Origin of the sequence: Marinomonas algae (assembly GCF_047525555.1) — a bacterium.
GTDB lineage: Bacteria > Pseudomonadota > Gammaproteobacteria > Pseudomonadales > Marinomonadaceae > Marinomonas.
Genome location: NZ_JBLIXK010000009.1, coordinates 100,611 through 123,302, shown reverse-complemented (window position 1 = coordinate 123,302; position 22,692 = coordinate 100,611). Strand labels below are relative to the sequence as shown.

General features: G+C 42.4%; 24 protein-coding genes. 7 read left to right on the top strand and 17 right to left on the bottom strand.

Annotated elements, in window-relative coordinates:
* Positions 1-179: 179 nt before the first annotated feature.
* From ACMUMQ_RS12570 to ACMUMQ_RS12540, 7 genes are all read right to left on the bottom strand, one after another.
* A complete protein-coding gene (locus ACMUMQ_RS12570; protein ID WP_317005703.1) occupies positions 180-653 on the bottom strand; it encodes a DoxX family protein in 474 nt (157 codons plus the stop codon).
* A gap of 78 nt (positions 654-731) precedes the next feature.
* Positions 732-1,490: an HvfC/BufC family peptide modification chaperone gene (locus tag ACMUMQ_RS12565; RefSeq protein WP_414682334.1), complete on the bottom strand. Its 759-nt coding sequence runs from the start codon at positions 1,488-1,490 to the stop codon at positions 732-734.
* The gene (gene bufB / locus ACMUMQ_RS12560; protein ID WP_414682333.1) at positions 1,474-2,400 is read right to left on the bottom strand and encodes an MNIO family bufferin maturase; all 927 of its coding nucleotides are present in this window, start codon (positions 2,398-2,400) and stop codon (positions 1,474-1,476) included. The genes ACMUMQ_RS12565 and bufB overlap by 17 nt, the downstream gene beginning before the upstream one ends.
* 20 nt (positions 2,401-2,420) lie before the next feature.
* A complete protein-coding gene (gene bufA1, locus ACMUMQ_RS12555; RefSeq protein WP_414682332.1) occupies positions 2,421-2,696 on the bottom strand; it encodes a BufA1 family periplasmic bufferin-type metallophore in 276 nt (91 codons plus the stop codon).
* Between the two features lie 131 nt (positions 2,697-2,827).
* Positions 2,828-3,019, bottom strand: a complete 192-nt coding sequence (locus tag ACMUMQ_RS12550) for a zf-HC2 domain-containing protein (RefSeq protein ID WP_414682331.1) — start codon at positions 3,017-3,019, stop codon at positions 2,828-2,830.
* Entirely contained in the window at positions 3,016-3,648 is a 633-nt protein-coding gene (locus ACMUMQ_RS12545; protein ID WP_414682330.1) for an RNA polymerase factor sigma-70, read from the bottom strand. Before ACMUMQ_RS12545 ends, ACMUMQ_RS12550 begins: the two co-directional genes overlap by 4 nt.
* Positions 3,649-3,739: 91 nt before the next feature.
* Positions 3,740-4,297: a gamma carbonic anhydrase family protein gene (locus ACMUMQ_RS12540; protein WP_414682329.1), complete on the bottom strand. Its 558-nt coding sequence runs from the start codon at positions 4,295-4,297 to the stop codon at positions 3,740-3,742.
* 233 nt (positions 4,298-4,530) lie between these two features.
* Here ACMUMQ_RS12540 and prlC point away from each other — a divergent pair, with 233 nt between their 5' ends.
* From prlC to ACMUMQ_RS12525, 3 genes are all read left to right on the top strand, one after another.
* Complete coding sequence (prlC, locus tag ACMUMQ_RS12535) at positions 4,531-6,561, top strand: oligopeptidase A (protein ID WP_414682328.1); 2,031 nt, start codon at positions 4,531-4,533, stop codon at positions 6,559-6,561.
* A gap of 80 nt (positions 6,562-6,641) precedes the next feature.
* Positions 6,642-6,902 carry a YheV family putative zinc ribbon protein gene (locus tag ACMUMQ_RS12530; RefSeq protein ID WP_317005710.1) on the top strand — a complete coding sequence of 87 codons (261 nt, stop codon included), beginning with the start codon at positions 6,642-6,644 and terminating at the stop codon, positions 6,900-6,902.
* A 22-nt stretch (positions 6,903-6,924) separates the two neighbouring features.
* Positions 6,925-7,386 carry a hypothetical protein gene (locus ACMUMQ_RS12525; protein WP_414682327.1) on the top strand — a complete coding sequence of 154 codons (462 nt, stop codon included), beginning with the start codon at positions 6,925-6,927 and terminating at the stop codon, positions 7,384-7,386.
* On the opposite strand, the gene ACMUMQ_RS12520 is transcribed toward ACMUMQ_RS12525, so the two are convergent.
* The 3 genes from ACMUMQ_RS12520 to ACMUMQ_RS12510 all read right to left on the bottom strand — a co-directional run bounded on the left by ACMUMQ_RS12520 (position 7,383) and on the right by ACMUMQ_RS12510 (position 10,797).
* Entirely contained in the window at positions 7,383-7,922 is a 540-nt protein-coding gene (locus ACMUMQ_RS12520) for a DUF3750 domain-containing protein (protein ID WP_414682326.1), read from the bottom strand. The genes ACMUMQ_RS12525 and ACMUMQ_RS12520 overlap by 4 nt on opposite strands.
* A 190-nt stretch (positions 7,923-8,112) precedes the next feature.
* Positions 8,113-8,751, bottom strand: coding sequence for an NAD(P)H-dependent oxidoreductase (locus tag ACMUMQ_RS12515; protein WP_414682325.1), 639 nt, complete (start codon positions 8,749-8,751; stop codon positions 8,113-8,115).
* 123 nt (positions 8,752-8,874) lie between these two features.
* Positions 8,875-10,797, bottom strand: coding sequence for a putative bifunctional diguanylate cyclase/phosphodiesterase (locus tag ACMUMQ_RS12510; protein ID WP_414682324.1), 1,923 nt, complete (start codon positions 10,795-10,797; stop codon positions 8,875-8,877).
* Between the two features lie 222 nt (positions 10,798-11,019).
* Here ACMUMQ_RS12510 and ACMUMQ_RS12505 point away from each other — a divergent pair, with 222 nt between their 5' ends.
* A complete protein-coding gene (locus ACMUMQ_RS12505; protein ID WP_414682323.1) occupies positions 11,020-11,538 on the top strand; it encodes a glycine cleavage system transcriptional repressor in 519 nt (172 codons plus the stop codon).
* Positions 11,539-11,572: 34 nt separating this feature from the next.
* Here the strand turns inward: ACMUMQ_RS12505 and ACMUMQ_RS12500 are convergent, their stop codons facing one another.
* Genes ACMUMQ_RS12500 through ACMUMQ_RS12490 form a run of 3 tightly spaced genes read right to left on the bottom strand, consistent with a single transcriptional unit; the run spans position 11,573 to position 15,989 of the window.
* Complete coding sequence (locus tag ACMUMQ_RS12500; RefSeq protein ID WP_414682322.1) at positions 11,573-13,123, bottom strand: cryptochrome/photolyase family protein; 1,551 nt, start codon at positions 13,121-13,123, stop codon at positions 11,573-11,575.
* Positions 13,120-14,628, bottom strand: a complete 1,509-nt coding sequence (locus ACMUMQ_RS12495) for an FAD-binding domain-containing protein (protein WP_414682321.1) — start codon at positions 14,626-14,628, stop codon at positions 13,120-13,122. Before ACMUMQ_RS12495 ends, ACMUMQ_RS12500 begins: the two co-directional genes overlap by 4 nt.
* Positions 14,629-14,630: 2 nt before the next feature.
* Positions 14,631-15,989 (bottom strand): DASH family cryptochrome, encoded by a 1,359-nt coding sequence (locus tag ACMUMQ_RS12490; RefSeq protein WP_414682320.1) that lies wholly within the window; start codon positions 15,987-15,989, stop codon positions 14,631-14,633.
* 186 nt (positions 15,990-16,175) lie between these two features.
* On the opposite strand from ACMUMQ_RS12490, the gene ACMUMQ_RS12485 reads away from it, so the two are divergent.
* Complete coding sequence (locus tag ACMUMQ_RS12485; RefSeq protein ID WP_414682319.1) at positions 16,176-16,517, top strand: zinc ribbon domain-containing protein YjdM; 342 nt, start codon at positions 16,176-16,178, stop codon at positions 16,515-16,517.
* Positions 16,518-16,760: 243 nt separating this feature from the next.
* The gene (locus ACMUMQ_RS12480; RefSeq protein WP_414682318.1) at positions 16,761-17,069 is read left to right on the top strand and encodes a helix-turn-helix domain-containing protein; all 309 of its coding nucleotides are present in this window, start codon (positions 16,761-16,763) and stop codon (positions 17,067-17,069) included.
* A gap of 17 nt (positions 17,070-17,086) precedes the next feature.
* Here ACMUMQ_RS12480 and ACMUMQ_RS12475 read toward each other — a convergent pair whose 3' ends face one another.
* A complete protein-coding gene (locus ACMUMQ_RS12475) occupies positions 17,087-17,716 on the bottom strand; it encodes a LysE family translocator (RefSeq protein WP_414682317.1) in 630 nt (209 codons plus the stop codon).
* 220 nt (positions 17,717-17,936) lie between these two features.
* Here ACMUMQ_RS12475 and ACMUMQ_RS12470 point away from each other — a divergent pair, with 220 nt between their 5' ends.
* Positions 17,937-18,755 carry an AraC family transcriptional regulator gene (locus ACMUMQ_RS12470; protein WP_414682316.1) on the top strand — a complete coding sequence of 273 codons (819 nt, stop codon included), beginning with the start codon at positions 17,937-17,939 and terminating at the stop codon, positions 18,753-18,755.
* Positions 18,756-18,911: 156 nt separating this feature from the next.
* Here the strand turns inward: ACMUMQ_RS12470 and ahpF are convergent, their stop codons facing one another.
* The 3 genes from ahpF to ACMUMQ_RS12455 all read right to left on the bottom strand — a co-directional run bounded on the left by ahpF (position 18,912) and on the right by ACMUMQ_RS12455 (position 22,657).
* Positions 18,912-20,459, bottom strand: a complete 1,548-nt coding sequence (gene ahpF, locus ACMUMQ_RS12465; RefSeq protein WP_414682315.1) for an alkyl hydroperoxide reductase subunit F — start codon at positions 20,457-20,459, stop codon at positions 18,912-18,914.
* Positions 20,460-20,636: 177 nt separating this feature from the next.
* The gene (gene ahpC, locus ACMUMQ_RS12460) at positions 20,637-21,194 is read right to left on the bottom strand and encodes an alkyl hydroperoxide reductase subunit C (RefSeq protein WP_414682314.1); all 558 of its coding nucleotides are present in this window, start codon (positions 21,192-21,194) and stop codon (positions 20,637-20,639) included.
* Positions 21,195-21,418: 224 nt separating this feature from the next.
* Positions 21,419-22,657 carry a cystathionine gamma-synthase family protein gene (locus ACMUMQ_RS12455; RefSeq protein WP_414682313.1) on the bottom strand — a complete coding sequence of 413 codons (1,239 nt, stop codon included), beginning with the start codon at positions 22,655-22,657 and terminating at the stop codon, positions 21,419-21,421.
* Between the last annotated feature and the right edge of the window lie 35 nt (positions 22,658-22,692).

Genomic DNA, 22,692 nt, shown 5'->3' with positions numbered 1-22,692 from the left:
CGGAGTCGGTAGAAAGTTATAATAAGAGTCGGCCACATATGGCCTTAAAATACAAAACGCCCGATGAGGTTCATCGAGCGTTTTAGAACCTGAATAAGTGTCAACCTATATCAGGACTAGTCAAGTGGATTCGTCCTGAAATAGGTTCAGGGAATTGTTGCTAGAAGCAACACGGCCAATTAACGGTTTCTTGTTAATAAGTGATCTAAAGAAAATGAACCTGCACCTTTGTACATAAGCAGCAAGGCAATAGCCAACCAAGTAGCGTGAGTTGGGTAAGCTTCAGGGTAAACAAAAAGTTGAATCACTAATGTCATTCCGGCAAGGCCGAACGCCGCTAAGCGAGTAAATAAACCACCTAGAATTAGAATAGGTAAAATGTGTTCCGCTATGGTTGCGAGCACTGCTGCAATCATAGGTGGAATCAAAGGTAAGTTGTATTCGTATTCAAATAGAAAACCGGTTGATTCGGCTAATCTCGGTAAACCGAGCTCCATTTTCATGGCGATAATGTCGAGAGAAAAACCTTCGATTTTCGTTTGTCCAGATTTCCAAAACACTGCAGCAATAGCAAAACGCGCCACAAATAGAATCAGAGATTCCGGGAGCTTTTTAAATATCGCTTCACTTTTATTATTGATAATAGAGAGCATAAGTTTTCCTCTGATTCTTGGTTAATCTATTGGTTTGATAAAGATTACTTTACTTGGAATGTCGGATTTTTAAGACGACTATTTTGTTTGAATTTGTGTGATATTGGTTAATATCTTCCACTCAATGAGCTTGGCTAAGGTTTCACCAAGATCAAACGCATCTGATTCTGGTATGGCATTTTCGAGCGTCTTTTCCTGCATGAGATTTTTGATGAAAATTGCTTCTTCTTTGTTGATAACATGCAGTTGCCCGTAAAGGTGCGATTTTACCAACAGCAAGTATTCACTTTTCGTAATGTCTACTTGATTGAGTCGTTGGTGACCGTCACTGAAATGCGCTTGATATAAAGAGCCGATGGCAAAAGGAGAAACCAGAATCTGCGTGGTAGGTGGAACACAAAGAGATAAAACACTCGGATCTTCCACTGACGCAAATGCTTCGGAAACGGCTTGGTGATCAAGCGTCTCGTATTCTTCGCTGTGAGTTAATGTCAGCATGGCGTGCTCAAGCGCAGCAAGATCTGGCAAGTAAGGAAGGCTTTGAGCTGGCTCGAAATTGCGTACAAAGTCTGAAAAATTCTGACCGTATTCTCGAATAATTGGAGAACTTGGAGGATTGTTTAATACGTAAATACGCGCCATTGCACGGAAAAAATCATCACCAACAAGTGTCTGAGTAACGGGAAAAATATCACACAAAGCTTCCACTAAAGAGGCTGTGATATTGTTCCGATAAACATCGAGACGTATTTCTTGCTCTTCCATTGAAGGCGCTTTTATTTCTTCATAAAAGCGTGTGTCTTCCGTGAGCAAAGCGGCTTTAAATTGCGTGTTCACGGATGATCTCCTGACTGACAGCCTGTCGAATTTGATCCGCAAAGCGAGCTTCGGCTAATAGCTCTTCAATGGCAGGAAGGTTTCCATCTCGCTCAATGAGTGTTGGGCAATCACCGGTTAAGCTGAGCGTGTGTTGGTACAAAGACCAGACATCCTGCGAGACTGGCTCGTCATGGCTGTCTATTTTTAATGGCACAACTGTATTTTGATCTGTGGTGTGTCCTGCAAGATGCATTTGTTTTACCGCTGAAACAGGAAAGTTGTTCAGATATTGGTAAGGATCATGGCCGTGATTAAAGCAGGATACTTCGACGTTATTTATATCTAACAATAATCCACAGCCAGTGCGTTTCACCATTTCTGTAAGGAAGTCGGTTTCGCTCATTTCGCTGCGATTGAACTCGAAATAGGTTGATGGGTTTTCGATGAGAACTTGGCGCTTTACGTGGGATTGAATGTGATCAATGTGCTCACAAACACGGCGTAAAGTGGCTTCATCATAAGCAACTGGCAACAAATCATTTAGAAAGCTGTTGTCGTGGGACGACCAAGCCAAATGTTCAGAGAATATCTGAGGTTGAACGTCATTAACCAGTTGTGAAACACGCTCTAGGTGTTGTTGATTAATGGGGTGTTCTCCGCCAATGGATAATCCGACACCATGAACGGTAACAGGATAATGCTGGCGAATTAGGTCTAAATAATGGCGTGCTGGCCCACCTTTACTCAAATAGTTTTCAGCGTGAATTTCAAAGAAACCTATCTCAGGAAAAGAGGACAAAATCAGTTGGTAGTAAGCCGGTTTTAAGCTGATACCAGAACGTGACATAAAACGACTCGCAAAGCTCGAAGGCACAGGGGAAGTGTCTTCGGCTCGCGGGTGTTTTGGTTCAATAAGAACACTGGACATAATATTAAGTGTCTAGACTCTTAGAACGCTTTCAATTGGCCGTGGCCAGTTGGAGATGTTTTAGATTCCATATCAACACAAGTGCCAGCTGGAACAAGTTTCCAAGCGTTGCTTTGGTAATCTGTTTTAGATGTACCGGCACAAGAAGTACCTGGACCTGCTGCACAGTCATTTTGACCTGCTAATGCTACGCCGTAGCATTTTTCTTTGCTTGCTGCTTGAGCTGGAATCGCAACTGCAGAAACGGCTACCGCTGTACCAAGTGCTAGTGCTAGAGATGCTTTTGTATTTTTCATGGTAAATCCTCTTCTTTTAACTGTGAACATTAATCAAGCAACAAAGGTGTTGCTAGCGGGTTTTAAGACCTTAAACTCTAATTACTCTTTTTTGACGTTGGTTCTTTGGTACTTATTACACAAAAGATAGATTATTTTTCTTCCTTTGTGTTTCCTTTGGTGTAATGTTTTGAAATATCGCGTAATTCTTCCATTTGCAGACCGAATTGGCGGCAAGGAGCACACATGGTTGTATGTATTCCAAGTGAGACCTTTTCTTTCGTACTAAGCGGCCGATCAAGTTTTTCAGACAATAATTGAGTCGCTTGTTTGCAATTCATCATGTTAACGCTTCCTTTTGGTACCAGTTATCTTCCAGACATTCTCGTAATCGAAGTCGAGCACGATACAAGGTGACATTAAGATTACTGACGGTCAGTTCTTCATTGTGACAAATCTCAGCGGTGTCCATTTCTAAGAACTCTCGCATCATGAAGAACCTAGCGTATTTATCGGGTAACCCATTTAAACAAGCATCAAACACTCGCCAAAAATGATCATTCTCAACCCCATGATCAGGTTGATCCCATTTTTGTGGTCGTTCATGTTTGTTCCAATGGCCGTTTTCTTTAAAAAGCACTTCCATCAGTTCGTCGCCAGTTAGATTTGAACCTTCCTCTAGCTGACTTGCTGCGGTATGGCGCTTTTCTTTACGTAGGAGATCAATGACTTTGTTTTTCAAAATCGAGAAAACCCACGTTTTGAAGGCAGACTTCCGCCCAAAACGATCGATGTTCTTGTAAGCTGAAATCATGGCTTCTTGAACTGCATCTTCTGCAAGTTGGCTGTCTCGGACCTGTAACTGCGCAAATTTAATCATTTGGCTACGTAGGTCTTCCATAAAAACAGTGTCGAGAAAGATATCTGCACTGGGTGAACCATTCATATCAGAGGAAAGATTTGCATCAATCATTTGAGCCTCAGCATTTCGCTTCTAGTGTTTAGACGAGGAAGAGTGAAATATTCTTACACTTTTCGTTAAGTATTTTTTTACGAGTTTAATATCAGTCTGTTTTTTTATTGAGAAGTTCACTCTCAGCTAGGTACTCGTCTTTCAGTTTGACGTAATTTAGTCCAGCGTATTGGAAGTATTCGATTTCTTTTTCGCTCAATGGACGAGCCTGTTTTACGGGTGAGCCCATATATAAAAAGCCAGATTCGAGGCGTTTCCCCGGCGGAACCAATGAACCTGCTCCTATAATGACTTCATCTTCAATAACGGCGCCATCAAGAATGGTTGTGCCCATGCCAACCAACACCTTATTGCCGATTGTACAGCCGTGCAGCATCGCCATGTGTCCAACGGTCACATCGTCGCCAATGGTTAATGGGTGGCCTTCAGGTTTATAAGTACTGGCATGAGTAATATGTAAGCAGGAGTTGTCTTGAATGCTGGTGCGGGCGCCAATTCGAATGCGGTGCATATCACCACGAATGGCAACCAAAGGCCAAACTGAGCTGTCTTCGCCGATGACGACATCACCAATCACAACAGCGCTGTCATCAACCCAAACTCGGTTGCCTAATTGAGGTGTGTTACCTCGGAAAAATTTCATGACCATAAACCCTCTCTTACGAGACATCTTGCGTTATAAATGAAGGAACTATTAGTACAATAGTTATTTGTGCATTGAAAAAAGCCAAAGACCACATATCTTATTAAGCATAGCTTTATTAATACATGAGTCATTAGGTTACGTTTTTTCAGTTTTTGTTACTCTGTTGAAACGTACCAGTGCTTTAGTACAAACAATAGGTATTAAGCACTCAACTTTTTATAAAAGGATATCACGATATGTCAGAGTCTGTATGGGACGCGACAAGCTTACCGAATTTCACCGGTGTTGATGCTTCAAGCATCGAAGCCGACTTAGAAGCCTTGCTGAAAACAAATCAAACCGCCATTGATAATTGCGTGAGCGAAAACACCAATCCAACATGGGAAAGCTTGGTTTTACCGCTGGATCAACTGGACGATGATTTGAATCACTTTTGGTCTCCAATCAGTCACTTGAACTCGGTAAAAAATACACCTGAAATTCGCGCAGCCTACAATGCATGTTTACCTAAATTGACTCAGTTTTATACTGACCTAGGTCAAAACAAAGCTTTGTATCAGGCTTATAAAAAATTGGCAGAAAGCGACGCGGCAAAAAATCTGACTCAAACGCAAAAAGAGTCTTTAGCGCAAACCATTCGTGACTTTGAATTGTCGGGTGTTGGCTTAGAAGGCGATGCAAAAAAACGCTACGGTGAAATCAGCCAGCGCTTATCTGAATTGAGCAGTCAATTCGGTGAAAATGTCCTAGACGCAACCCAAGCTTGGAGTAAGCTGATCACTGACGAAAGTGAATTAGCTGGTTTACCAGAATCGGCGCTTGAGCAAGCGAAACAAATGGCAGAAGCAAAAGAAAAAGACGGCTGGTTGTTTACGTTGGATTTCCCATCTTACATGCCAGTGATGAGTTACGCAGACAACGCAGAGCTTCGCGAAGAAATGTATCGCGCTTTTGCGACTCGCGCTTCCGATCAAGGTGGCGACATTAAATTCAATAATGCTCCGCTAATTGATGAGATTCTGTCTTTACGTCATGAAATGGCGGCTATTTTAGGTTTTGAAAATTACGCGGAATTGTCTGTTGCTACCAAAATGGCCGATAACGGACAGCAGGTTATCGACTTCTTGGAAAACCTAGCAGAAAAGTCAAAAAGCTCGGCAAAACAAGATCTTGAACAGCTAGTTGCATTCGCCAAAGAAGAAAATGGAGTGGAAATATTAAACACTTGGGACATGACTTATTACGCTGAGAAACTGCGTCAGCATAAATACAGCATTTCCCAAGAAGAGCTTCGCCCTTACTTTCCAATGAACAAGGTTTTATCTGGATTGTTTCACGTGGCACAAACGTTATTTGGCGTGGATATTCGAGAAGAAAAAGAATTTGATAGCTATAACAATGAGTTAAAGCTTTTCACCATCAGTAAAGACGGAGAAGACGTTTCTCGTTTTTATCTCGACCCTTATGCTCGTGAAGCAAAACGTGGTGGCGCTTGGATGGATTCGTGTCGTACGCGTCGTCGCTTGAGCGATGATCGTTTACAGCTTCCTGTAGCTTACTTGGTTTGTAATTTTACGCCACCTATCGGTAACAAACCTGCTTTATTAACTCATGATGAAGTGACGACTTTATTTCATGAATTTGGACACGGTTTGCACCACATGTTGACCCAAGTTGATGTTGCGTCCGTATCAGGTATTAATGGCGTGGCGTGGGATGCTGTTGAGCTGCCAAGTCAGTTCATGGAAAACTGGTGCTACGAGCCAGAGGCGTTGGCTTACATTGCAGGGCACTATGAAACTAATGAGCCATTACCGAAAGATTTGCTCGATAAAATGTTGGCTGCGAAAAACTTCCAATCAGGCATGCAAATGACTCGTCAATTAGAGTTTTCTCTCTTCGATTTCCGTTTGCACATGGAATACCAAGAAGGCATTTCGGTACAGTCTGTTATTGATGATGTTCGCAGTAAAGTGGCAGTAACAACTCCGCCTGCTTTTAACCGTTTTCAGAATAGCTTTTCGCATATCTTTGCTGGTGGTTATGCAGCGGGTTATTACAGCTACAAGTGGGCAGAAGTATTGTCTGCGGATGCCTTCTCGAAATTCGAAGAAGACGGCATTTTCAATTCAGATACGGGTGCGCACTTCCGTGATACCATATTAGCAAATGGTGGTTCACGCCCAGCGGCTGAATTGTTTGCTGAATTCCGTGGACGTGAGCCAAGTACTGATGCGCTATTAAGACACAGTGGAATTGCTGCTTAATAGACAACATCTGTAAATAAACTAGAAACGAACAGTGTGGTCGAGATTATCGCCACACTGTTTTTTCATAAGGGAACATAATGACAGTAAAACGCTTTATCGCCGGTGCCGTCTGCCCGCGCTGTAGTGAGATGGATAAGATTCGCGCATGGCGTGACGACGAAGCTGAGCAACAATATCGTGAATGCATCGCCTGTGGCTATGAAGACGCCCAGTCGACAAAGATTGAAGCACAAACTCCAGAACTAGCCACTCGCGTAAATCAACCGCACAGCAGCGCTCCAGAAGCAGAGGAAGTGGTGATTAACTTTATTCCTAATCCAGGAATGACAAAGCACTGACTTAAAATAGAGGTGTAAGGTCGTGGATAATATATTTCTAAAAATAGGTAGTCTTCTTAAATGTAGGTATTCAGCCCTTTTTAAGGGAGGGGGAGTTCTTATAGGCCTAGTTCTTTTTGCTTGGTCAGACACATTGTTCAAGTTGATTGAGTTAGAAGATAAGCAGAATAGTTCAAAGTTTTTCACTGAAGTAACGATGGGAGTTAGTTTAGATAGTTTAGATTGTAATAAATTGACACCTACTAACTTGGCCATAAATTGCGCTTCAGCCATATATTATGAAAAAATCCTTGAGCCTATTAAGACTCTCTTTTTTTTAATTACAAATATTTTTCTTGTTCTCGGATTTAATATGATGTTGCTATCTATATTCGGCTTGATTTTTGAACATAGTGGAGTAAAACTTTCCTATGTATTGAGTTCAATATTATTTACTCTTGTGGTCAATGTTTTGGTTTTCCACCCGCTTTACTTGAGTAATTAACTATCATTATCCGCGTAGCCACTGCCAATTGCACTGAATGGCATATCGAGTTCAAGCTCAGGCACTTGTAGACCAATCCAAGTTGGGAAGGTATTGCTGTTTGGCCCAGGGAAAACCGTATATTCATTTGCCCAAGGATAACGAGCGACAGCAGATTTAATTTCTGGAATCAAGGTTGCGGCTTTTTCGCCTGTTATTGATAAAACTTTTTCAGGCTTTGAACCAAACCAATAGCGATCTGGCGTGCTGGTTTTGTATTCATATAACGCTGGTAAACCACGTTTTACACGCCAACCTGTTACTTCATAAACCGTATATTCAGACGCATTTTCTTCTTTTACGGCAACCCAAGTATGCACCGCAAACCAACCACGCCAACTAAAGGCATCGGCTGCATAAAACTCGATAACAGCATCAGAAACCTCTTCTGGCTTTGGTGCAATACCCGCAGGTTCTCGGCTGGCGCTACGCCAATCATCATTGGAGCAAGCGCTTAACAAAAGCGCGATGCTTATAATCCCGAACAACTTTTTCATTTACACATCCCTTTATTCATCTGATCTCTATTATTAATATCACAATCAAAATTCGCAAAAAGGGCAAAAATTAGGATTTTCTCATTCGCACCTTTTCTGCCTATAAAAAAGCGCCACATCACTTAACGAGTGCTGTGGCGCTTTTTACTTAAAGAATGTTCTTTTGAGAAGTTTTCGCTCAAACAGCGGTTTACTTCATTTCAGTGATGAACTTGTCACTGGAACGACGCACTTTCTTAAGGTCTTTTAGCCAATCGCCCTCTTCGGCGCGGTAGCCTAAAGGCAATAAGATAACAGAGCGTAATCCGCGTTCTGTCAGACCAAGAATTTCGTCCACTTTCGCAGGATCAAAACCTTCCATTGGCGTACTGTCTACGCCTTCTTCTGCTGCTGCGATCAATGCTGTGCCAAGACCAATGTAAGCCTGACGTGCTGCATGTTGGAAATTCACTTCTGCGTCGCGTGGAGGGTAGGCGCCCAAGATCATTTGGCGGTAGTTTTCCCAACCTTCATTTTTAAAACCACGTTCGTCATTCACAAGGTCAAACATTTCATTGATGCGATCTTCTGTGTAGTTATCCCATGCAGCGAAAACCAAAAGGTGTGAACCATCTGTGATTTGAGCTTGGTTCCAAGCGTGCGGAACAATGGCTTCACGCAATTCTTTATTCGTTACCACAATCACTTCGTATGGTTGCAAGCCGCTCGAAGTCGCTGTGAGACGAACTGCTTCTAAAATACGGTCTACTTTTTCTTGCTCAACCGCTTTTGACGAGTCCATTTTTTTCGTTGCATAGCGCCAGTTTAATTTGTCTATCAAATTCGACATTTCTTTAATTCCTTAAAAAGATTTATATGTTCTCTATATGAGTTATTTAACCAATAATTAAAGGGGCAGAATAAGGAAGAATCAGGGCTTTGTTTATATTAAAGCCCTATTCCGTTGTATGGTTTAAAGGCGGTCGTCTAAATAGTTTTTGAGTTGCTCAATTTCCAAGGGTTTTGAAAAATAATATCCTTGTAAATAATGTACTCCGATTTTGTTGAGCACTTCGACTTGATCAAGCGTTTCAACTCCTTCAGCAACCACTTGGTAACCCATGGGTTGTGAAATTTGCAGAACAGCATGAATAATATTTGAGCCACTGCCGTGGATTTCATCGATAAAACTTTTATCAATTTTAACGATATCCACACCGAGGCTTTGCATGCTGGCAAGAGATGAGTAGCCTGTTCCAAAGTCATCAATGGATATCTTGATATTGATTTCTTGTAGCGCTTTTATTTGAGTAATTAGAGCGGCTTTGTCCGCTGCAAAGACAGACTCTGTGATTTCAATATGCAGTCTGCTTGGCTCAAATGATAATCTGCTCATCAGCTCTTTGACGTGATCCACAAAGTCTTTGTCTTGAAACTGAATGATGGAAACATTGATGCTTACGGTTAGCTCTTCTCCTTTGCCGGACAAATCTATTATTTGTTGGCAAGCCTTTTCAACGACCCATAAACCTATGCTTTTTATCACGCCGTATTGTTCAGCAATGGGAATAAATTCGACTGGTGAAACTTCTTCACCATCTAAGTTCCATCTTAATAATGCTTCTACTCCAACAATGTCTCCCGTTGTGTTCCTTACAATAGGTTGAAACACTAATCGCAATTCATTGTCTTCAATCGCGGTAACGAGTCGATCGCTAAGAAAACGCTCCCGAATGATTTTTAAGCGTAATGACTCATTAAAATAACCAACTTTGCCTTTTTCTAAACGCTTTTGTTGATACATCGCCATATCTGCATTTTGAATCAAGGTGTCATAATGAGTGCCATGTTGAGGGTAAAGCGAGATGCCAATACTGGCTCCAACCCAAGTCTTTGACTGGGAAACCTCATAAGGAAGGTTAATAATATCAATTAGTTGTTGAGTAAAAGGTTCAATATCCTCAGGTGTTGAGAATGTATAAGCTAATAAAAACTCGTCTCCTCCCCAGCGGCAAACAGGAAAGTCTCCGTGAGATAATGAAGCAATCCGAGCGGCGGTTTCCTTGATGACTTTGTCGCCAACTTCATGCCCCAGGCTATCGTTTACCTGTTTAAAGCCATCAAGATCAATAAACAGCAAAGCAAAGGGTGTCGATGTGCGAGAGTGAATGATTTTGTTGAGCTCTTTTAAAAATGCAGTGCGATTCAAAAAGCCTGTTAGACGATCTATATTAGACAGTCGGTAAATCTCTTGTGTGCGGAGATCTACTTTCTTTTCCATGGTGAGTAACAGTTGTGAATTCTGGTTTTTCAAACGGATCGCTTTATAAGTGAAGCTAGAAAGCTTTGATGCTGTCAACGACATGGCGATTGCGTAAGTCATGCCCATAACACCGATCAAGCGCTCATATTGGTCGCCTGAAATGAGTAGCAGGGTTGAATAAGGCACTGACATTGCCAAAATACATATAATGGAAGTGAGCTTACTAGCAGACCACATAATGACAACGCCGGAGCCAATACCACATAAAATAGTAATGGTAGTAACAAGTTCAAAAGAATCTGAGAACGGATGAAAAAATAAAGGGTATGCCCCCCAAGTAGAGGACACTAAAAAGCATAAAATAGAAAATTGCCACAAGTCTTTTTGTGATGGAGCATGGTTTAGAGACAATTTTTTGCGGTATAAAGCTAGGTCGAAAAGACGCAAGGAAAGTACGAAGATCATGACAACCCACCAAATGAGCTTGTCGTAATGGTTTTCCTCACTGGTAAGTGAAAATACAAACACAGTACTGATCAAGGCGGAAACGATAGTGCTTGTTAGGACATTCGTATATAAAAGACGTAAAGCCTCTTGTCGCTCGTCCTGCTTTACTTCCTGATTTTGCAGCATCTTCTCCCCTTTGATAACCGATTTTATGTTATCCATTTAGTCTACTTAATTTATCACAGTCTTTTGAACTGGGACGTAATTAACTCTGCTTATTTGAAATAAAACTTTTACTCTTACTAAGTTTAGCTGCTTAATATGATTGTCGTAGTCTAGACTGATTAAATGGAACACTTTTTCTTACTCTCTTTTGAAAAATGCTAAGAATAATGGATGGAGAATATTATGTCGCAACATCTAGTACTAAGTTTTATAGGGGAAGATCGTCCCGGTATTGTCGAGCGTTTATCCGATACGATTTCCCGTCATCACGGTAATTGGTTAGAAAGTCGTATGGCGCATTTAGCCGATAAATTCGCAGGCATTCTTACCTTATCAGTGCCTTTGGATTATCAAACGGCGCTGATTAACGAGCTGCGTGACTTCGAAAAGCTTGGCTTAACTGTCACGGTAGAAAATGCAACTCAAAGCCCGGCTCAAGGGTCAACTCTGTCGCTGTCTGTTGTCGGTAATGACAGAGCAGGCATTGTGAAAGAGGTCTCTCAAGTTTTGCATTCGCTTATGGTTAACGTGAAAGAGCTTAAAACGTCTTGTGAACCTGCGCCGATGAGTTCTGAGATGTTGTTTAAAACAGAGATGATTCTTGTGGTGCCAGAGAAACTGCCTTTGTCTGAGTTGGAAGTCGCATTAGAAAATATCAGCAGTGATCTTATGGTTGAGCTGTCGGTGAGCCAGTTTGCCTGATTAAATTGGCTCAGTTAATAACGAGACTTTTTAATTAAAGCGTTTCAATATTGTCCAAGCACCATTCAGCCCTTTCTAAAACGGCGTGTTTTTGCGCGTCGTTTTGTTTGTCCCAGTTTCCGTAAATCATGCCGATGCGTGGATTTTTGGCAAGTCGTTCACGATGTTTGACCATGAAGCGCCAATACAAACTATTCAGTGGGCAAGATAATTCGCCCGTTTTGTCTTTTACTTTGTAGTGACAGGAAGTGCAGTAGTCGCTCATTTTATTAATGTAGCTGCCGCTGGCTGTGTATGGTTTGGAAGCGACCCAACCGCCATCGGCGAATTGGCTCATGCCACGAGTATTCGGTAATTCTACCCATTCCAATGCGTCGATATAAATCCCTAAATACCACTCATCTACCTGATTTGGCTCAATCTCAGTTAATAGACAAAAGTTGCCTGTTACCATTAAACGTTGAATATGGTGCGCGTAGGCATAATCCAGTGATTGCCCAATGGCGCTGGCAAGGCAGTGCATTTTTGTATCACCTGTCCAAAAGTAACTGGGTAAGTCGCGCTGTGCGTTGAGAGCATTTTGCTCTCGGTAGTTTGGCATGTTAATCCAATACATGCCGCGTACGTATTCACGCCAACCGAGTATTTGTCGAACAAAGCCTTCAATCTGCGCGATGTCGATCTCATCATTGTTTTTGTAGCATTGGATCGCCGCTTTAATGACCTGCTTAGGGCTGATTAATTTGCTGTTCAAGGCAAAAGATAATCGGCAGTGATACAAACTCCAGCTGTGAGGTGTTTTGCTTGTCATGGCATCTTGAAAGCGACCAAAGTTAGGCAAAAGATGTGTGCAAAAATAGTCGAGTAATTGCAGTGCATCTTGGCGATTTACTGGCCAAATCAGTTTGTCTTCTGCATGACCGATGGAGATGATCTGATGGCGTTCTATGCGTGCGAGTAAATGGCGTACATCGTATTGAAAACACAAAGGCTGAGGGATATCTTGCAGATCTTGTGCTTTGAGTTTGTTTCTATTCGCGCTGTCATAATTCCATTTTCCACCTTCTGGTTGCCCTGTTTCATCCATTAAAACAGCAAAGCGCTGCCGCATTTTTCGGTAGAAGTTTTCCATACGCACGCTGTGATTGTCTTTGAAAAAGGTTGGAATATCGTCAAACGGCAGTAAAAAGTGCTCAGTATCGGTTATTTCTACTTCTTGTTCAGTTTGCTCTGTTAAAGCCTTGTATTGCATTAAGACGCGATATTCGTCTGGTCGCTGGAGTTGAATACGAGAAACGCCTTCTGCTTTTGCCACCTCAAGAATCAAGGACTCCAATGTTTGCCCTACCGTATCGTCCAAAGTGAGATAACGCACTGCATGTTGTGCGCTTTTTAATAAGTTAGAAAATTGCTCCATGGCTAAGAAAAAGGCACATAGTTTTTGAATGTGGTGTTTAACGTAAGTGGCCTCTGGATGAAGCTCGGCAATCAAATACAGTACGCCATCATCCTGCTCTTTAAACCAAGAATGCGCGGCGTTTAATTGATCGCCTAAAATGACTCGCAAGGTGTGGTATTGGCTCATGAGGATTTCCTATTGGCTTTTTTTTTGGTGTTTTTTTGACGCTTAGAAGGCCTAACGTGTGTGGCTAAAATGCGCTGCTTTTCTGCACTTACATCGGGATTCTTACGATAGCCCCATAAACGGTCACGAGCTGCTTTTGCAGCATCAGCAAGGTGAACAATGGGCGAAGGATAATCGCTCCCAATCTGACATTCGTAGAGAGCTTCTTCCATTGGTGACATGTCCCAAGGAGAATGTACCAATGGCGCAGGCACTTGATGTAATTCTGGTACCCAGCGGTGAATGAATTCGCCCTCTGGATCTTGGTCTTGGGATTGTTTTACCGGATTATAAATACGAATCGTATTCGTGCCTGTCATGCCTGCTTGCATCTGGAATTGTGGGTAATGAATACCAGGCTCAAAGTCGAGAAATAACCGAGCTAAATGATGAACACCTAAACGCCAGTCAATGTTTAAATGGTGACATAGAAAGCTGACTAACATAGCTCGCATACGAAAGTTGATGTAACCCGTTGCTTGTAACGCGCGCATGCAAGCATCGACCATTGGATAGCCAGTCATGCCTTGTTGCCAAGCTTGTAAGTCGGTCATAACGTGCTCGTCTTGGCGATAGGGGAATTGCTCATAAGCACGATTTACGGGGTGAAATTCCATGCGACATTCGCTCTCAAACTTTTGCATGAAGTGGCAATGCCAGTGCAGACGTGAACTAAGCGCGATCAAACTGCGTCGCCAGCCAACTGTATTCCAGCGAGATAAAAGGTCTTGATAAACCTCTCTTAAGCTGATGTTTCCCCAAGCTAAATAAGGTGACAACCGCGTGCAAGCTGACCGGCTTGTCAAAGGACTGGAAATTGAGCGGTAATAGTCTTTGCCACGACCTTCATAAAAGCTGTGCAATGTTTGCCAAGCCAAGCTGGGTCCGCCTGTTTGCATACCTTTCTGATAGGTCTTCCATGTATCTGGAACCTCTGGTTCTGGCTGCTCTATGGCGTGCCAGGCAATGCGTTCGAGTTCGACTTGTGCGAGCGGAGCTCGCATTAACTTTTGCCAAGCACTGTCCCAGTCTTTTCTGTGATTCAGTGGCCGAATGACCGCGCCAGTTGGTGTTTCATTCCATATAATGTTGTTTTCTTGGCACCAGTTTTTGATACGGATATCACGCACAAAAGTGACTCCCAAACCTATCTCTTCGCTGCTGTAAAGTGTGTCGAATTGGGTGCTTTTATGAAGCTGTTGGAGAACTTTTTGTGGCTCATCTGAATAGACTTGAACGCGTCCGCCATACTCCGACAACTGTCGATTTATATCTTCAAGTGATTGCCAAACAAATCGCCAATGGCGCTCATCGTAATGCGGATCAGCTAAGAGTTCAGGCTCAAAAATATAGAGCAAAATAATGGGGCGATTTTGCTCTATTGCTTGATTCAAGGGCAAGTGATCAGTCAGGCGTAAATCACGCTTAAACCAAACAACAACTGGAGATAAGGAATCAATCGTCACTGTCATGACTCAGGTATAATCGGCCAATCTGAGGCATCGACGGAATCCAATTGGTGGTCATAGTTATGTCCTTGCCATTTATGGATGAAACTGTGATTCGGGTCGTACTGCTCAGTCTGCTTTTCTAGATTGAAGCGTCTCCCACCTCTTGGGTCAGCACCAACCCCCGCGATGTATTGCCAATTTCCCCAGTTTGATGCCACATCATAATCAATGAGCTTTTCTTCAAAATATGCAGCGCCATAGCGCCAATCAATACCGAGTTCATGGATCAAACAACTGGCCACAATTTGACGACCACGATTGCTCATGAAGCCAGTTTGGTTGAGTTGTTTCATACACGCATTTACGATCGGATAAGGTGTGTTTCCTTGGCACCACTTACGGAAGCGCTCAGCATAAAAACTGCCGTAGGCTCTTGTGTTGGATAAACCGCCGACTAAGAAAAGCTGCTTTCCGTAATAAGTTGCGTACCAGTGGAAGTATTCACGCCACAGCAATTCAAAATAAATCCAATAGGTTGACTCGTTCTCTCCATGTTCCTCTTCGTATTGTGTGAGCGAGGCTAAAATTTGTCTTGGTGAAATACTTCCTTGAGCAAGCCATGGTGAAAACTTAGTTGAATTACCCCAACCGTCTAAGGCGTTTCTAACTTCCTTGTAATGGCTGGGTAAATTGGTCGAAAAGTAATGATTCAGTTGCCTTTGAGCCGCTTCTTCTCCCCCGGCAAAGGTGGGAATAGCTGTGATTGGCTCGGCTTTCCACGGTCGAATAGAAGGCAAAACGAGCTTGTCTAGTAATGCTGAAACAGCGGGCAATTTGGTTACTTTAGGTGTTGGTTGCGGCACTTCTAATCTTTCAACCAACTTTCGGAATTTAGAAAAAGAACTGGGAAAACTTTGTTCTCTCGCTGATGTTTCTAAAGACACCAAGGTAAAAGGCAGTTGCTCAGGTTCAAACAAGGTTAAGCCATGCTCAATATGAAAATGCACATCTGGAAATTCATTTGCGATTTGTCGAAGGCTTTGTTGCTCGTTCCAGCCGCAGTGATGATTAGAGTAAATGTGAGAAATAGGCAGCTCATTGAGCAATAGCGCTATGCTGGTGGCGGCGTTTTGTTGGCTAACAAACAAGGTCTGGCCAAGTGCTTCTAGCCCGGTGGCGAGACTGTTCAGGCCTTCGTTTAAAAAACGGCGACGTAGTACGGACATACCTTGTGTAGCATAACGACTTGGCTGCTTGTACTTGGGGTCATCACAATACAAACAGATTAATTGGTCTACTTCACTTGCTGCCAACGACAGTATATTTTGATCGGCACAACGTAAATCATTGCCGAACCAAACTAACCCCAATTTCATATTGATACCTCTGCACCTTGAGCTTGTTAAATTTATTACGCAAAGATTGATGAATTGGTTTTGTGATGCATTCAAGAAGTATTGAGGCTAAGGAAATAAATTTTATGCTGGATGAAAAACCACAGCAAAAATAGGGTTATAATGCGCGCACATTCTCTCAATCTGTATCAAAGGTATTGATAAACTATGAGCCTTCCTAACTGCCCAAAATGCAACTCAGAATACGTTTACGAAGACCAAATTATGTTGGTTTGCCCTGAGTGCGCATACGAATGGAATCCAAATGAAGTCATCGAAGATGAAGATGCTCTTATCATCAAAGACATGAGCGGCAAGTTGCTACAAGAAGGTGATAAAGTGACTTTGGCGAAAGACCTTAAAGTAAAAGGTTCTTCGCAAGTCTTGAAAATCGGTACCAAAGCGACGATTAAACGCTTAGTTGATGGCGACCACGACATCGATTGCAAAGTAGATGGCGCTGGTGACATGATGCTGAAATCTCAATTCGTCAAAAAAGCCTCAGCTTAAATCATCTCTTGTTATCAAAAAGTGATATCAGGTGAAAATGCGGCCGTGTTTTCACCTGACTTCTAACACCTTTTCCTTTCTTACTTCCCAAATTCAAATGTTCACTAATAATCTCCTAGTTTAAAGGTGAGCAAAATAATGCACATTTTTTCTCTTTCTGCTGCTATTTTGAGCAATATATTTCCCATCTTCTAAATCTCTCACTATATTTGAGTAATATTTTGCTCATTTAGGTGATTCAACATGAAAGTGGAAATGACGGAAGAAGAGAAACAAAGCCTATTATTAGATTTACTAAGGCAGCATATGTTAGGTGAAATCAGCCAAGGCGAATTGCTGCAATACCTTCGGAAAAACGTTTTGGGCATGTCGCAAACTCACTATGCAGAATTGGTTGGAATCAGCCGACGGACTTTGACTGACATAGAACAAAATAAAGGCAGCCAAGCCCAAGGTATCATTGATAAAGTCTTCAAGCCGTTCGGAGTGAAATCCAGCTTAGCACCGATTGAACCACACATGGCTTGTTATTTACTGGTGGGAAAAGCGTGAGTAAGGCTTTGTTTGCCTCATAACTTAAAAAGCATGATGACAGCAAACACCATAAAAGTGATCCCTGTTATACCATCGACCCATTTCATACGTTGCTCAAAGAAGTGAGCAACGAACCCACAGAGTTTTGAATAAACTAGGTGAACGCTAAAGGTACAGATTAAAAGCACCAAAGTGAGCAAGATAGTCTGTTGAACTAAACCATTTGTTTGCACGATAAAGGTAGGAAGCAATGCCGTGAAAAACACCAAGGTCTTTGGATTAAAAATGGAGAGAATAACCCCCGTATAAAAAGTCATTTTTTTCTTTGGTTGTTCATGAGGAAGTGCTTGTCGCGTCGATCTGAATAAAGGGAGCAGACTGATCACTCCTAAATACCCGATATAAAATCCACCTAGATATTTGATAGCAGAAAAAGCCAACTGAGAATGAAGGATTAGAGCGCTTAATCCGGAAAGCGTTACGATAGAAACCGTCCCCATCCCAAAGATAATTCCACACATAAGAGGTAAGGTTTTTCTTAGTCCCTGCGTCAGGGCGGAGTTCAGCACAGCTAGAGTTCCTGGCCCAGGCGTTGCGGCGGCAATAAGGCAAGTGATGACATAATAAATAAAACGCTCGTTCGCTAAAAATTCCATTACCGACATAAAAATTCTCTTACATAATCCAATTGACTCTATTGTGATCAAAAAGATAATGTCAGATAGAAGAATATTGCGGTGTTTCCGAGGTCATTTAAAAAGATACCAAGTTTATTTGTTTAATTTTTACCTTACAAAAGCAATTTTTTATGGTGTGATGTCTATAAGAAAATTGCGCATTCTCATCATGCACTTTTTATTTTTTATTATGGAATAAGACTCGGCTATGGAATTAGGTTCTACTTTCTTTAACTTGGATTGTTATGATGGAATAGAATGTGTGGACGCACATTTTAAGGATCAGCATTTCTCCAAACACGTTCATGAAGGCTATGCGATTGGCGTTATAGAATATGGTGCTCAACGCTTTTACAGTGAAGGCGAGCATCATACTTCTGGTGCAGACAGTTTGGTTATCGTAAACGCTGATTCTGTACACACAGGAGAATCAGCATCTGAAAATGGTTGGGGATATATGGCTATGTATCCTACCCCTGAACTGTTTGATGATGTCTTAGCCGACCTCACATTAAAAAGTAGCAATGCTCCATTCTTTCACCAGCCCATTATTCATGACTCTCGTCTTGTAAATCAGTTTCGCTTAATTTTTTCGGAGCTAAAGAGTGACCCTTCTAAACTCAAAGTAGAAACATTAGTCTATGCCTTCTTCATGCGACTGACACTCAACCAGAGAGCGACCCAAATAAAAGATTTACTCAAAAAAGACACCAGCAAAGTACACATAGCCAAGGAATACATTCATGCTTATGCTGAGCAAGATATCAGTTTGGAAAAGCTCGCCAAGATCACAGGCTTAAGTAAATACCACCTTATTCGACAATTTGCTTTAGCCTTTGGTATTACGCCTTTTCAATATTTAATTCAATGCAGAATCCAACGAGCACGCCATCTACTGTTTCAAGGCCAAATACCCGCTCAAGTGGCTTTAGCATGTGGTTTTTGTGATCAAAGCCATATGAATACTCACTTCAAGAGAGCACTTGGTGTAACGCCTGCACGGTATCAAAAACAACTTAACCGTTAATGATATTTATGCCTTATTCGGTAACACCAAGCCAACTGCTAACGTCTCGCTGACAGTTTTTACACAACAAAAAAACCGCCTTCTAGATAGTCCAGAAGACGGCTTTCTTGTCGGTAGAACGCGCTGTTGAGTGATGATTCACCACTCAACAAAAAGTTAGTTACGAATCAAATAATCAAATGCGCCAAGTGCTGCGGTTGCGCCGCCACCCATGGAAATGATGATTTGCTTGTATGGTGTTGTTGTCACGTCACCCGCTGCAAAGACACCCGGAATGGAAGTTTCGCCGTGTGCGTTGATAACGATTTCACCACGGTTGCTCAATTGTAGTGTGTCTTTCAAGAACTCACTGTTTGGTACCAAACCGATTTGAACGAAGATACCGGCTACATCAACAAGATGAGATTCGTCTGTACGACGGTCTGTGTATTTCAAACCAATCACACGTTCGCCATCGCCGATTACTTCTGTTGTCATCGCTTCTTTGATGATGGTTACGTTAGGCAGAGATTCTGCTTTTTTAACCAAGACATCGTCAGCGCGTAGAGTGTCACCAAATTCAAGTACGGTTACGTGCTCAACGATACCAGCAAGGTCGATAGCCGCTTCAATACCGGAATTACCACCACCAATTACCGCTGTTTTCTTGCCTTTGAACAGTGGGCCGTCACAGTGTGGGCAGTAAGCAACGCCTTTACCGCGGTATTCTTGCTCACCAGGAACGTTCATTTCTCTCCAACGAGCACCAGTCGCCAAGATAACGGATTTACTCTTCAAGATTGCGCCGTTTTCTAGCTCGACTTCAACGAACTCTTTCTTCTCTAAGCGAACCGCTTTTTGCGTTTTCATTAGATCAACATCGTAATCCAATACGTGTTGCTCAAGACCAGCGACCAATTTCGGGCCGTCTGTTGCTTTCACAGAGATGAAGTTTTCGATCGCCATAGTATCAGCTACTTGACCACCAAAACGCTCTGCCACGATACCAGTACGGATACCTTTACGCGCTGAGTAGATAGCTGCTGCAGAACCCGCTGGGCCACCGCCTACAACCAATACATCGTATGGGGCTTTTTCCGCTAACGCAGCGGCTTGTTTGTCGGCAGCGCCTGTGTCTACTTTGTTTAGAATCTCTTCTAATGTCATACGACCTTGGCCAAAGTGTTCGCCGTTTAGATAAACAGACGGAACCGCCATGATATTCAAGTCGTTTACTTCGTCTTGGAATAACGCGCCATCAATCATGGTTGCGGTAACTTTCGGGTTTAATACCGCCATCAAGTTTGTTGCTTGCACAATGTCTGGGCAGTTGTGGCAAGAGAGGGAAATGTACACCTCAAAGTTTAATTCTGTGTCTAGAGACTTAATTTGCTCTAGTAATTCTGGTGCCGCTTTCGATGGATGACCACCAGCTTGCAACAAGGCCAACACTAAAGATGTAAATTCGTGGCCCATTGGGATGCCTGCAAAACGCACGCGAGGTGCTTCACCTTTAGGAGCGATTGCCATTTGTGGCGCACGACCCGCTGGTTTTTCGTCTACAGTCAATGTAATTTTGCCGCTTTCAAGCTCTGTGATTTCACGAGCCAAGCTAAGTAATTCTGTTGATTTTTCTGAACCATTTGTGGACACAGTAATTTCAATCGGATTAACGATATTCTTTAGGTATGCGCCCAGTTGCTGTTTTAAATTTGCTTCTAACATAATGTTTAACCCGTTAAGACTGAGGGATTACTGTAAGTTTCGGGTGCAAGAATCCATACCAAGCTAATAAAGGGCTTGAAATCCGCATTCCGAAAATAATAAATAAGGGCTTTATCCAAGACCTAGGCAAAGCCCGATGTTGGGTGCGAAATGCACCCAACAACAGGAGGTGTTGTCTTAGATTTTGCCAACAAGATCTAGAGAAGGAGCAAGAGTCGCTTCACCTTCTTTCCATTTCGCTGGGCAAACTTCACCTGGGTGAGCCGCTACGTATTGTGCAGCTTTCACTTTGCGAAGTAGGTCTTCAGCGTCACGGCCGATACCTTCAGCAGTGATTTCCATTGCTTGGATAGTACCTTCTGGATCGATCAAGAAAGTAGCACGGTCAGCAAGGCCTTGACCTTCACGCATCACGTTGAAGTTGTTTGTGATGTTGCCAGTTTGGTCGCCTACCATGAAGTATTTGATTTTACCGATAGTGTCAGAGCTGTCGTGCCAAGCTTTGTGAGTGAAGTGAGTGTCTGTAGATACAGAGAATACTTCTACGCCACGTGCTTGAAGTTCTTCGTATTTGTCTGCAACGTCGCCAAGTTCAGTTGGGCAAACAAATGTGAAGTCAGCTGGGTAGAAAAAGAACACAGACCATTTGCCTAGAACGTCTTTTTCAGAAATTTCTACGAACTCACCATTTTTGTATGCAGTTGCGTTGAATGGCTTAAGTTGAGTGTTGATCATTGTGTATCTCCTAAATAAGAATTTGTGTAAGTGCGTTACCAACGAGAGTTATATTAGGGGAAAGTTTCGATTTGATGAAATTGTTATTTTTATTACTTTTGATTGTTAAAAACTATCACCTTGCTTTTGCAGATTGAAAATACAATAAAAAAGCCCCAAACCCTTATAAATAAAGGCTTGGGGCTTTTTAGAATCGGACGATCCATATTGAGTGTTGAGCGAGATTAAACTTGATCTAAACCAAATTTAAAGCTTTCTAATAGGTCGTCTGTATCTTCAATGCCGATAGAGCAGCGAATCATCTGTTCACTGATGCCAGATTTTGCGCGGTTTTCCGGACCCATTTCATAAAAAATGGTGCTCGCCATTGGCAAAGCAAGTGTTCGGTTATCACCCAAATGAGTGGCATTGATTGTAATGTCGATTGCATCTAATAGCTGTGCGCAGTCATAACCCTCTTTTAGGTCAAAGCTAAGAATGCTGCCGTAATGTCTGAACCAATCGCTGGCTTTTTGATGCTGAGGATGTGACGCCAGCCCAGGATAGTAAACGGCTTCGATCTTGTCGTGAGATTGTAAAAATTGTGCGAGAGCCAGTGCGTTCGCACAAGACCTATCCATACGCAGTGCCATGGTTTCTGAACCAACAGCGATTTGGTAAGCGCCATCAGAGCTCAAAGTGCCGCCCATGTCTCGCAAGGCTTTCTTCTTAATTTGAGTCAATCCCCATTTGCTTTCATCGCCTTTTCGATAAGCATCGAAAATATTTGGGTAATTAGACCAATCGAATAAACCTGTGTCTGTTACTGCGCCACCCAGAACCGTGCCGTGACCACAAAAATACTTAGATAAGCTGTTCATCACCAAGCTGGCTTTGGCTCTAATCGGCTGGAACAAATAAGGCGAAGTCATAGTGTTGTCCACTAAATAGACCAAACCTTCCTGCTCACACCAGTTGCCGATGGCGACTAAATCTGAAATTTGAGTCCCAGGATTCGCGATGGTTTCAACAAAGACCATGAGCGTGTTGTCTTGCTTCGCAGCAATCACATTGTCTGCATCTGTCGCGTCTACCAAGGTTACTTCAATACCAAAGTTTTCCAAGGTGGTGATTAAGCTGTAGGAGTTACCGAATAAGTATCGGCTGGCAATCAGGTGATCGCCACTTTTTAGCAAGGTTAAGAAAATAGCGCTTAAAGCACTCATTCCTGTTGCGAACACTAAACTGCCGATACCTAATTCAGTCTGGCTGATCATCGACTGCAAACTGTCTGTTGTTGGCGTCGCTTGGCGCGCATAACTGTGACCAGACGTTTTGCCTTGGAACACATTTTCTAGGTCTTTTGTGCTTTTATAACCATAAGGAACAGAGTTATAAATCGGCGTATGAATGGGGTTGTCGTTATGATCTAACTGACGGTCATGGTGGACTATGTTACTGGTGAAGCCTTTTAACTTTATCATGTGAGAATCATCGCATTTAATCTTTGAAAGATACT